10 protein-coding genes are annotated in these 10,937 nt (G+C 65.5%); 2 read left to right on the forward strand and 8 right to left on the reverse strand.

Features of this window, described 5'->3' with window-relative positions:
• From B3873_RS08525 to B3873_RS08535, 3 genes are all read right to left on the reverse strand, one after another.
• Positions 1 to 778, reverse strand: a 778-nt coding sequence (locus B3873_RS08525) for a TolC family protein (protein WP_286865280.1), incomplete at its 3' end; no start/stop codon positions are given.
• Positions 775 to 1,998 (reverse strand): efflux RND transporter periplasmic adaptor subunit, encoded by a 1,224-nt coding sequence (locus B3873_RS08530; protein ID WP_121041179.1) that lies wholly within the window; start codon positions 1,996 to 1,998, stop codon positions 775 to 777. The genes B3873_RS08530 and B3873_RS08525, both read right to left, overlap by 4 nt.
• Before the next feature lie 3 nt (positions 1,999 to 2,001).
• Positions 2,002 to 5,190 (reverse strand): efflux RND transporter permease subunit, encoded by a 3,189-nt coding sequence (locus B3873_RS08535; protein ID WP_286865283.1) that lies wholly within the window; start codon positions 5,188 to 5,190, stop codon positions 2,002 to 2,004.
• 410 nt (positions 5,191 to 5,600) lie between these two features.
• Here B3873_RS08535 and B3873_RS08540 point away from each other — a divergent pair, with 410 nt between their 5' ends.
• Complete coding sequence (locus B3873_RS08540; RefSeq protein WP_286865292.1) at positions 5,601 to 6,479, forward strand: oxygenase MpaB family protein; 879 nt, start codon at positions 5,601 to 5,603, stop codon at positions 6,477 to 6,479.
• 7 nt (positions 6,480 to 6,486) lie between these two features.
• Here the strand turns inward: B3873_RS08540 and B3873_RS08545 are convergent, their stop codons facing one another.
• From B3873_RS08545 to B3873_RS08565, 5 genes are all read right to left on the reverse strand, one after another.
• Positions 6,487 to 7,389, reverse strand: a complete 903-nt coding sequence (locus B3873_RS08545; protein ID WP_286865285.1) for a hypothetical protein — start codon at positions 7,387 to 7,389, stop codon at positions 6,487 to 6,489.
• Positions 7,386 to 8,315, reverse strand: a complete 930-nt coding sequence (locus B3873_RS08550; protein WP_039783034.1) for a hypothetical protein — start codon at positions 8,313 to 8,315, stop codon at positions 7,386 to 7,388. Before B3873_RS08550 ends, B3873_RS08545 begins: the two co-directional genes overlap by 4 nt.
• A gap of 113 nt (positions 8,316 to 8,428) precedes the next feature.
• On the reverse strand, positions 8,429 to 8,806 hold the full coding sequence (locus tag B3873_RS08555; protein WP_199725052.1) for a c-type cytochrome: 378 nt from the start codon (positions 8,804 to 8,806) through the stop codon (positions 8,429 to 8,431).
• Between the two features lie 32 nt (positions 8,807 to 8,838).
• Positions 8,839 to 9,630, reverse strand: coding sequence for a DUF2145 domain-containing protein (locus tag B3873_RS08560; protein ID WP_286865287.1), 792 nt, complete (start codon positions 9,628 to 9,630; stop codon positions 8,839 to 8,841).
• 21 nt (positions 9,631 to 9,651) lie between these two features.
• Entirely contained in the window at positions 9,652 to 10,062 is a 411-nt protein-coding gene (locus B3873_RS08565; protein WP_034335447.1) for a hypothetical protein, read from the reverse strand.
• A gap of 205 nt (positions 10,063 to 10,267) precedes the next feature.
• Between B3873_RS08565 and B3873_RS08570 the strand changes: the two genes are divergently transcribed.
• Positions 10,268 to 10,937: helix-turn-helix domain-containing protein (locus B3873_RS08570; protein ID WP_286865290.1), on the forward strand; the 670-nt coding region annotated here is incomplete at its 3' end.

Genomic DNA, 10,937 nt, shown 5'->3' on the forward strand with positions numbered 1-10,937 from the left:
CGATGGCGTGCTCGTATTGCGCCCGCTGCCGGCCCAGCAGATCCACCTGGGTCAGCGTGTTGTCCAGCAGGGCTTGCTGCTGGGCCACGTCCAGCCCCGAGGTAGCGCCCAGGTCGTGGCGCGCGGTGGCCAGTTCCAGCGCCTTGCGCTGCAGTTCGATGGCACGCCGGACCACGTCCAGCTCGATGTCCAGTTCGCGCAGGTTGAAGTAATTGCTGGCCAGTTCTGCCGTCAGCAGCAGGCGGGTGTTTTCCAGATCCGCCGCCGATTGCTGGGCCGAGGCCGTGGCCGCTTCCACCGAACGGCGCACGCGCCCGAAGAAATCCAGTTCGTAACTGACGTTCAAGCCCAGCGCGAAATCGTTTTGTACGGTCGCGAAGTTGGGCGAGTTGTAGTTGGTCAACGGCCGGTTGGCCGAGATGCGGGCACGCGCCGCACGTGTATTGATGCCGACCTGCGGGGCTTGCGCCGCGCCTGCCACATCGAGCTGCGCACGCGCCTGCGCCAGCCGCGCCGTGGCGATGGTCAGCGTCTGGTTGCCGGCCAGGGCCTGCTGCTGCAGGGCGTTCAGTTGCGCATCGTTGAAGCGCTCCCACCAGGGCCCGCGCGGGGCGGCGTCCTGCGGCTGCATGGCGCGCCACGGGGCTTCCGGGGTCCAGGCGGCGGGCATGTCGACCTGTGGCCGCACATAGTCGGGACCGCTGGCGCAGGCGGCCAGCAGCAGGGCGCAGGCCAGGGCCAAGGCTGGAGCGATGCTGTGGCGGCGCGGCAGGCTCATGAGGCGGCCTTCTTGTCGGCGGCCTTGTCCTTGGGCTGCTCCAGTGTGGGCTCGACCTGGTCGCCTTCAGCCAGCGAATCGGAAGGATTGAGGATCAGCTTTTCATCGCCCTTCAAGCCCTCCAGCACTTCCACCGTCAGGCCGAAATTGCGACCCAGCCTGACCTTCTTCAGGCGCACCTTGTTCTGTTCATCCACCGCCGCCACCAGCGAGCCATCACGTCGGAACATCAGCGTATCGGCCGCGACCAGCAGCGTGCCGCTGGGCTTCAACGGCAGCTCCACCTGCACGAAGGCACCGGGCAGCAGCGCGTTGTCGGCATTGGAGAGCGTGACTTCGATCTGCATCGAGCGCGTGGCAGCATCGATGGACCCGGCCGTGCGCGCCACCTTGCCCTCGAACTTGCGCCCCCGCAGTTCGGACTGTGTCACCGTCACCTGCTGGCCCGGCTTGACCAGGTTGGCATAGGCCTGCGGCACGTTGACGTAGACCCGCAGCGGATCGGTCTGCGACAGCACGAACAATGCGCGGCCCGCGCCCGGGTCGATCAGGTCGCCCACATCCACGTTGCGGCGCGTGATGATGCCCGAGAACGGCGCCACGATGCGCTTGAAGCCTTCCACCTGGCGCAGCCGCTCGACGTTGGCGTCGGCCGCCGCCAGGTTGGAGCTGGCCTGGGCAAAGGCGCTGCGGCGTTCATCGAGTTCCTGCTGGGAGACCGCATCCTTCTTGCGCAGGGCTTCCCAGCGCGCCATCGAACTCCGGGCCAGCTCCATGCTGGAGGCGGCCTGCTGGCGCGCGGCCAGGGCTTGCGACAGTTGCTGGTCGATTTCCGGCGTATCGAGTTCGGCCAGCAGTTCGCCCTTCTTCACTTCCGATCCGATGTCCTTGGTCCAGCGCTTGAGGTAGCCGCCCGAGCGCGCCGAGATGGGCGACTGGACGAAGCCCTGCAGGCTGCCCGGCAAGGCCAGCGTCTGGCCCTCGGCGCTGCTGCGGGCCGGTGCCACCCGCACGAAGATCTTGGCGCGCTCAGCGGTGCCGGCCTCCAGTGCACGGGCGTTGGCGGCGCGGCTCACGAGGGTGCGCGCAGCACCGGCGGCCAGCAATACCAGCACCACGACCAGCACCAGCCGGGCGCGCTTCATCATCTGCTGACGCTGTTGCGGCTCGCCTTCGCCGAGAGGGTGGATGCCGAGTTCGGAATGACGGTCATGCGACATGGTTCAAGACTCCTGATGCGCGGGTCCGCCCGCCAGATGGCGTCGCCTTTCGGCGCGGCGGGCCAGCCGCTGATGCACACCGGCGAATACCACCGGTACGAAGAACAAGGTCGATACGGTGGCCAGCAGCAGGCCCCCGATCACGGCGCGCCCCAGCGGCGCGTTCTGCTCGGCGCCCTCGCCCAGGCCCAGGGCCATGGGGATCATGCCGATGATCATCGCCAGCGCGGTCATGAGCACCGGACGGATACGGGTGGAGCCCGCTTCCAGGGCGGAGGCCAGCGGGGTCGCGCCTTCCTCGCGGCGCTGCCGGGCAAAGGCGACGATGAGGATACTGTTGGCGGTAGCTACCCCCATGGTCATGATGGCGCCGGTCAAGGCCGGCACCGACAGCGTGGTGCCGGTGAGGAAGAGCATCCACGCAATCCCCGCCAGTGCAGCCGGCAAGGCGGCGATGATGATGGCCGCATCGATCCACGACTGGAAGTTCACCACCACCAGCAGGTAGACCAGCACGATGGCCATGGCCAGACCCACGCCCAGGCCAATGAAGGAGGACTGCATGGTCTCCACCTGGCCACGGATGACCACCTGGCTGCCGCGCGCCAGCTTGGGCTTGATCTCCTCCACCAGCTTGGCAACCTTGCCCGCCACGCTGGCCAGGTCGGTACCCTGCACGCTCACATAGACATCGATGGCCGGCGAGATGTTGTAGCGCGAGGCCACCGCCATCTGGCGTCCCGCATGCACGTCGACCAGGTTGCCCAGCAGCTGCGGCGGCGTGGCGGCATTGGCACCGGCGCCGACCGGGATGTTGAGCAGGGCATCGAGCGAATCGACCTGGTATTGCGGCGACTGCACCGCGATGCTGTAGACCACGCCATTGTTGGGATTGAGCCAGAAGGCCGGCTGTGTCTGCGAGCTGCCGGACAAGGCAATCAGCAGGTTCTGCCCGACGTTGGCCGCAGACAGGCCGAACTGCTGCAGGCGCGTGCGGTCCATGCGCAGGTCCAGCGAGGGGCCATCGAGGCGCTGGTGCACGTGGGCATCGACCGCGCCCGGAATCTGGCGGATCTGCTTGGTCAGTTCGGCGGCCAGGCGCGCGTTGGCTTCCATGTTGGGGCCGGTGAACTGCACGTCGATGGCGGCTGGCAGGCCGAAGTTGAGAATCTGGGTGACGATGTCGGCCGGCTGGAAAAAGAATTCGATGCCCGGGAAGCGGCGCGGCAACTGCTCGCGCAGCAGCGATACCAGTTCCTCGGTAGGGCGATGGCCTTCCTTGAGTGCCATCAGGATCTCGCCATCCAGCGTGCCGATGGTGCCGGCGTTGCTGTAGGAGAGGTTGATGCCGGAGTTGGGCACGCCCAGGTTGTCGAGGATGGTCTCCAGTTCCGAGGCCGGAATCAGTGAGCGGATGACGCGCTCGACTTCATCGGCCGCGCGCGCCGTTTCCTCGATGCGGGTGCCGGTCGGCATGCGCATGTGCAGGCGGATCTGGCCGCCGTCCACGTTGGGGAAGAAGTCGCGCCCGAGGAAGGGATAGAGCAGGCAGGACAGCAGGCAGAACCCCAAAAAGCCCAGCGCGAAACGGCGCCGGTGCGCCAGCAGCGAAGACAGTACCAGCGTATAGCCATGGCGCACGCGCTCGAAGCGGTTGTCGAAGGCGCGATAGAGCCGCTGCAGCAGGCTCTGCTTGGCGCTGTCGACCTGGCCGTGACTGCCCATGAGCAACATCACCAGGGTCGGCACCAGGGTGCGCGAGAGCAGGTAGGAAGCGGCCATGGCGAACACCACCGCTTCGGCCAGCGGCACGAACAGGAAACGCGCCACGCCCGAGAGGAAGAACATCGGCACGAACACGATGCAGATGCACAGCGTCGCCACGAAAGCCGGCACGCCGATCTCGCCGGCCCCGACGATGATGGCGTCATGCAGTGGTTTGCCCAGGTGCAGGTGGCGTTCGATGTTCTCGATGGTGACGATGGCCTGGTCCACCAGGATGCCCACCGACAGCGCCAGGCCGCCCAGGGTCATGAGGTTGAGCGTCTCGCCCAGCGCGGCCAGCATCAGGATGGCCGCCATGATGGACAGCGGAATGGTCAGCCCGATGATGAGCGTGCTGCGCCAGTTGCCCAGGAACAGCAGCACCATGGCGGCCGTCAGCCCGGCGGCGATGAGCGCCTCGCTGATGACGCCGGTCACCGCTGCCTTGACGAACAGCGACTGGTCGAACAGCGGCGTGATCTTGATGTCTTCCGGCAGGGTCTGGGCGGCGGTCGGCAGCAGCTTGCGCAGGTTGTCGACGATGTCCAGGGTGGAAGCCCCGCCATTCTTGAGGATGGACAGCAGCACGCCGCGCGCGCCATCCTGGCGCACCACGTTGGTCTGCGGCGAGAAGCCGTCGCGCACGTTGGCCACGTCCTTGAGGTAGATCGTGGCCCCGTTGGCGGTGCGCACCGGCAGTTCGTTCAAGCCGGCTACCGCTTCCGGCGAACCGTTGAGCTTGACCGAATATTCGGTGCCCCCGAACTTGGCCGTACCGGAGGGCAGGATCAGGTTCTGGGTGTTGATGGCGTTGACCACGTCGATGGGCGAGAGGCCGCGCGACTGCAGCGCGGGCGTATCGAGGTCGACCGAGATCAGGCGCGTCTTGCCGCCATAGGGAAACGGTACGGCCACGCCGGGGATGGTGATGAGCTGCGGGCGCAGCGTCTGCACGGCGGCATCGAAGACGGTTTGCTCGGGCAGCGTGGGCGAGGACAGCGCCAGCTGCATCACCGGGATGCTGGAAGCCGAATACTTGATCACCAGCGGCGGCGTGATGCCCGGCGGCAGCTGGCGCAACTGCGACTGCACCGAGGCCACCACCTGGGCGATGGCGGTCTGGATGTTGGCCTTGGGCTGGAAGAACACCTTGATCACGGCTACCCCGGCCAGGGATTGCGACTCGATGTGTTCGATGTCGCTCACCACCGTGGTCAGCCCGCGCTCGTTCTGGGCAGCGATGCGCTGGCCCATCTCCTGGGCCGACAGGCCGTTGTAGTTCCAGATGACGGAGACCACCGGGATATTGATCTCGGGGAAGATGTCGGTGGCCATGTTCTTCAGCGTCAACGGCGTGGCCAGCACGATGAGCAAGGCCATCACGATGAAGGTGTACGGGCGGCGCAAGGCCAGCGCGACCATGTTCATGAACTGCGATCCCTGTGAAACGGGCAGGCCGGACCAGGCGCGCTGTGGCTCACCCATGCCCGCAGCCGGCATCCCGTGCGATGCCTGCCGTCCTCTCCCGCGATGCTGTATTTCGTCTTGCGCGGCGTGGCGTGCTTCCCCGGTGCCCCAACCGCGTTCCCTGAATTGCGCCGTCCTGTTCCCTGTCCTGCGGCCCCGATGTTGTTCTTTTGGGGCCGTGCGGCGTGGCTATTGTAACGGCCTCGCAAGCCGTGTGCAGAGGGCGTTGCGGCAAAACGCTTTCTGACAGAAATGTCAGCGAAACGCTTCTCGCGGACTGCAAACTGAACCGGAAAAATGTCCACATGACGGCCCCGGCAGGAATACTGTCGCTATGGCACACTGCCCTTCCCTTCCGCTTTTTCTGCATCATGGAATTCCTGCGCCAGCGCATCGAAGCCAATGTACTCGCCATCAGCCGTGGCCCCGGCAGTGCCGATTTCCTGCAGCCACCGGGCGACCCCGGCCTGTTTGGGCCGGACTCGGCGGCATGGCAGGTCCATAGCGATTTCACGGCCATGCTCACCGGCGGCGTGGCGGCATTGCTGCTGCAGATGCTGCATCCCCTGCCGCTGGCAGGCGTCTGGGACCACTCCAACTTCCAGGCCGACATGCTGGGCCGCCTGCGCCGCACCGCCCAGTTCGTGGCCGGTACCACCTTCGGCAGCCGGGCGGACGCCGAGCGGCTGATCGCCCGCGTCAAACAGATTCATCTTGGCGTCACCGGCGTGGCACCCGACGGCCGCCCTTATGCGGCCAGCGATCCGGACCTGCTCACCTGGGTCCACGTGGCCGAGGTGCATTGCTTCCTGCAAGGGTACCTGCGGTATCGCCGCCCGGATTTTCCGGCGGCGCGCCAGGATCAGTATCTCGATGAGATCGCCTGCGTGGCTGAAGCGCTTGGCGCACGCGAGGTCCCGCGTTCACGGGCGGCCATCACCGATTACATTGAGCGCATGCGCCCGCAACTGCGTTGCGACGATCGCACCCGCGCCACCTTGCAACTGGTCTTGAATGCGCCTGCTCCCAATGCGGTAGCGCAACCGTGGACACGGCTGATGATGCGCGGTGGGGTGGACCTGCTGCCGCCGTGGGCACAGGAGATGCTGGGCGTGACGCCACGCGGACCGCTACGGCGCGAACTGCTGCGGCGCTCGGTATTGCTGGCCGCACAGCCGATCCGCTGGGCCATGCGCAATGGCTCCATCCACCTGGCACGCCGGCGCATGGGCTTGCCGCCGCAGCCTTGACGATCGCTCAGGAAAACAGACCCAGGCTGTCATCGGTGGCGATGGCCACGGCACCGGCCGCCGCTGCTACCGGTGCCAGATCGGTGGCATCGCGCTGACTGCGACTGCCCGATGCTTCGCTGCGGCCTTCGGGGCCACTGGTGTCGCCGCTGCCGTCGCGGCCGTTGTCCCAATCTCCGCTGGCACCGCCGCCATCGAACTGGCCCTGGAAGGCATCCGGATCGGAATTGCGCTCACTGACGTCGCGGAACAGGCTCACGCCCTGGCTGGACGTGGTGAAGCTGAACAGGGCGGCATTGTCTTCGTCATCACGGCGCTGCGCGCGGCGTCGCTTCACCGGCTGTACCGCCGGCAGTTGTGCCAACAGCGCGCGCAGCTGGACCCAGCGCGATTCCTCCAGGCCGCTGCCGCTGTGCAGCGATTGCCGGATCAGCCGCACCAGCGCCACCAGCGCACGGGACGCGCTCAGCAATGCGCGCCGCTCCTGATCCAGGCGATCCAGCTCGGCGCGCAAGGCTGCGAGCTTGCCATGGCGCTTGCGGTCGATGTGGCGGGTCAGGCGCACACGCATCAGGGCCAGCGCCTCGCGATAGGCGGGACCGGCCAGCCACGCCATCCAGCCGAACCACAGGCAGCGGCGCTGATGGCGGGCGAAGCTGTCGAGGATGAGTTCATCGACGAAATCGGGCACTTCCCGCTGCAGGCGCGCCAGCGTGGAGCGCGAGATGGCGGGCAGCAATTGTTTTTCCACCAGCCGGATGCGATAGCGGCGGCGCTGGCGATCGGCGATCTCGATATCGCGCCGGATCTTCTTCAGACGCGGACTGAGTGCGCTGTCAGCCTGCTCGAGCATCGGCAGGGCTGCGCGCAATTCGGCACGCTGGGCGTCGGTCAAGGGAGGAATGCTCATGCGGCCAGCTCCTCGCCGTCTTCGTGACGGCTGGCAAAGTAACGCGCGAAATAATCGCGCAGGCCCGGCTTGTCCATCGTCGCGGCCCATTCCAGCGGCTGGCCGGGATGGATGGCGAGGTCGTTCCAGGGGTCGTAGCCGAGGTCGGTGATGTCATGCATGCGCAGGAAATAGCGGCGATTGACGGCATCGCCATGCCACAGGTGGCGGATGTGGCCGGGTACCACGCCCAGGCTGCCGCGCACTTCTGCGTGGAAGCGCGCGCTCCATGCGCGCAGATGCGATAGCTGGCGCGGCTCATGCTTGAGCGCATTACGGATGCAGAAGTTGCAGTCGTTGAAGATGGCATGCGCCATGAAGTGATCGGCGCTGCCGGAGATCGCACATTCATAGAGGCCGACGCGGTCGAAGATGTCGCGATGCATGGCCCAGCCATAACCGGTGTGGCCGTGCAGGTCGTAGCGTCCGGCATTGAGCGTGGCAGGATCCCTGGCCATCACGCTGGCGAAGGAATGGCAGAGGTCGGGCGTGGCCCCGGCCTGACCGTGACGATCCAGCCGCGTGCAGGTCTCGAACACCTGCACCACCCGATGCCGTTGCAGTGCCTGTACCAGATCGGCCGGCCAGCGCGGATTGTCGAACAGGATGTCGCAATCGATCCAGGCGACGAAGCGGCAGCTTGCAGGTAGCCAGGATGCGCCGAGATTGAGCAGTCTTTCCTTTTGCCACAGCAGGGTTTCAGAGCGGATCTGGATCACGTCCAGGCTGGGCGGCAGGTCGAAGGGCGCATCGCCGAAGGCACATTCGACGGTCAGGCAGGGGACGCCGGCCTCCCGCATGCCCTGCATGAACAGGCCGTAATTGCGCCGCCGGCTGGCGTAGCCGACCGGATTGAAATAGGTGGTGATGACGAACAGCTCGGACATGGCGCGGCGCTCTTGTTGTCGTTATGGCCAGGGCCTGTTCCCATTCAATCTGCAAGAGTGAACGGGAACAGGCCCTGATGCAGACGCTGGTGCGTCTGCCGCCTAGACCGCGCTTATTGCTGGAAAGTTCGCAGATAGGCCAGGATGTCGTCGATCTGCTTGTCGCTGCCGATGCCCCAGAATCGCATCTTGTTGCCGGGGACGACATCGCTGGGCGCCTTGAGGAAGGCCCGCAATTTGTCTTCGGTCCAGATGAAGCCGGCCGAGGCCATCGCCGGGGAATACTTGAAATCGGTGGTGGAACCAGCCTTGCGCCCGATCACATTGGACAGCTGCGGACCAAAACCGGCACGCGCCGAGGGGCCTACCGCATGACAGCTGGCGCATTTGGCGAAGGCGGCGCGGCCCGCCGCGACATCTCCCGCCCCCAGTGCGGACAAGGGAGCAACAGCAATGACAAGGGCGAATGCCAGGCAATGATTCGGGCGCATGGGTCGTTCCGGCCAACGCCGGCATCAGGAAATTACTGGATCACGAAATGGCTGGCTTCGAGACCGGCTTTCTGCAGGAAAGCCAGCAGCGAATCCGCCGTAGTGGTCTCGATTCTATCGCTGAAGCGCAAGGCGTTGGGATGATCGTCAAAAGCGATGTTGGCCTTGAACATCCGTCCGCCCAGGCGCGTCATCGGCCCCAGGTTCAGGGTATCCGGCACGTAGCCCTTCAACTTCAGCCAGGCCTGCGCCTGCTCGCGCGTGGTGATCTGCGGCTCCAGCGCCATGGCGAGCATTTCGTTGACCCACTGGTTGGACTGCTGGTAGCGCGTCGCCCAGGGATAAGCCAGCATGTTGTACTGCGCTTCATGCAGGCGCGTGACCTGCGGGCGCACGAGGATCGCACGCAAGCGCTGTTGCACCTCCGGCTGCGGCACGGCCACATAGGCCTCCAGCAGGAAGGGAGAATCCATGAAGAACTGCCCCAGCCCCTGTTCATAGAGATTGCTCACGGCCGTTCCACATTCGTTGAGCTTGTGGACCACAAGCCACTGCTGGCCATCGCGATAGGCAAACGCCAGGTGCGAATAGCGTTGCCGGTACTTGCTCAGGTCCTGCCCGACACGGCCGATGATGACGACGTCGGCCGCGCTGGCATTGAGCCGCTCGACGGTGCGCACGGCCATGTCCAGCTGGGCTTGCACGGCAGTGGCATCAGGGATGGCCGGTTCGCAGGACTGGCCGGCGTGCGCCGCCAGCGGTGCAGCGATGGCCAGGACCAGACCGGCAAGCAGGCATTTGATACGAAGTTGAAACGAAGCCATGGCGATCTCCCCTTGTGCCGGTCAGGACAGCTTCTCGCTCTTGAGCAGCGCCCGGCCCAGCGCATTGGGAATGATCGCCAGCACCTTGCCGGAGGCCACCAGCAGCGTGCCGGAAGCAGAGGTCACGAAGCTGACCGATTCACCGACGCCCACCGAAGCTGCGCCGCTGACGTTGGCACCGACCGTGACCGAACCACGGATGCCCTCGCCCACTTTCTCCAGCACATAGACCGTGCCATTGGCCGAGGCTTCCACGCCCTTGACCACGTAGCGTCCGCCTTCGGAAATGAAGGCGGCAGGCAGCATCACCGAGACCACCACCGACACGGTGGACGCATCGCTGTTGCGCGACTGGGCATGTACGGGGGCGCTCAGGAGGGCGGCGATCAAGACGCAGGAAAGCGTGAGGCGATGCAGCAGCGGGCTGTTCATGATGGACTCCTTGTTCTTTGACTGATGAGGGATGCGTGAATGTCTGATTGCCGGTCCGCCTTGGCGGGTCAGCGGGACGCACTGTAGCAATGCCGCTGCAGAACGCGGATCACCTCATCAGAAAGCGCAATTCCTGTCGCATCCGGTATCGAAATACAATACCGTCCACACATCATGCGCCACGCGCAGTACAAGGAGGAAGGACATGGCCCAGGCCGAATCGCTGGTCAATGCATTGAAGAATCTGCTCAAGGCGCGCGGCATCACCTATGCGCAGCTGGCCAAGGGACTGGGCCTGAGCGAGGCCAGCGTCAAGCGCATCTTCGCCGAGCGCAGTTTTACCCTGGAGCGGCTGGATCAGGTCTGCACGCTGCTGGGCATCCAGATCAGCGACCTGGCGCGCATGGTGGTGGCCGAGCAGCCGGTGCCCTCGCGCCTGACCGAAGAACAGGAAAAAAAACTGGTGGCCGATCCCAAGCTGCTGCTGGTGGCCGTGCATGCCCTGCACCAGTGGACGCTGGAAGACATCCTCGCCAGCTTCGCCATGAGCAAGGCCGAATGCATCCGCCTGCTGGCGCGGCTGGACAAGCTGGGCATCCTCGACCTGCTGCCCAACAACCGCATTCGCGTGCGCGTCGCGCCGGACTTCACGTGGCTGCCGGGCGGACCGATCCAGCAGTATTTCCGCGCGCAGTTGCGCAATGATTTCTTCAACTCCCATTTCGACAAGCCGGGCGAGAAGATGATCATGGTCAGCGGCACGCTCTCCGAGGAAAGCAATGCCACCGTGCAACGCGCCATGAACCGGCTGTCCTCCGACTTCCTCAGCGCGCATCAGCAGGACCTGTCGCTGCCGCTGGAACGGCGTCATGGCA

It is taken from the genome of Herbaspirillum sp. UBA812, assembly GCF_002296545.1.
Classification (GTDB): domain Bacteria; phylum Pseudomonadota; class Gammaproteobacteria; order Burkholderiales; family Burkholderiaceae_D; genus Herbaspirillum; species Herbaspirillum huttiense.

What these genes read in the sequence shown, in the direction of transcription:
- B3873_RS08535 (WP_286865283.1), bottom strand. Translation starts at nt 5,190, where the DNA reads ATGAACATGGTCGCGCTGGCCTTGCGCCGCCCGTACACCTTCATCGTG.
- B3873_RS08560 (WP_286865287.1), bottom strand. Translation starts at nt 9,630, where the DNA reads ATGGCTTCGTTTCAACTTCGTATCAAATGCCTGCTTGCCGGTCTGGTC.
- B3873_RS08550 (WP_039783034.1), bottom strand. Translation starts at nt 8,315, where the DNA reads ATGTCCGAGCTGTTCGTCATCACCACCTATTTCAATCCGGTCGGCTAC.
- B3873_RS08555 (WP_199725052.1), bottom strand. Translation starts at nt 8,806, where the DNA reads ATGCGCCCGAATCATTGCCTGGCATTCGCCCTTGTCATTGCTGTTGCT.
- B3873_RS08530 (WP_121041179.1), bottom strand. Translation starts at nt 1,998, where the DNA reads ATGTCGCATGACCGTCATTCCGAACTCGGCATCCACCCTCTCGGCGAA.
- B3873_RS08565 (WP_034335447.1), bottom strand. Translation starts at nt 10,062, where the DNA reads ATGAACAGCCCGCTGCTGCATCGCCTCACGCTTTCCTGCGTCTTGATC.
- B3873_RS08545 (WP_286865285.1), bottom strand. Translation starts at nt 7,389, where the DNA reads ATGAGCATTCCTCCCTTGACCGACGCCCAGCGTGCCGAATTGCGCGCA.
- B3873_RS08540 (WP_286865292.1), top strand. Translation starts at nt 5,601, where the DNA reads ATGGAATTCCTGCGCCAGCGCATCGAAGCCAATGTACTCGCCATCAGC.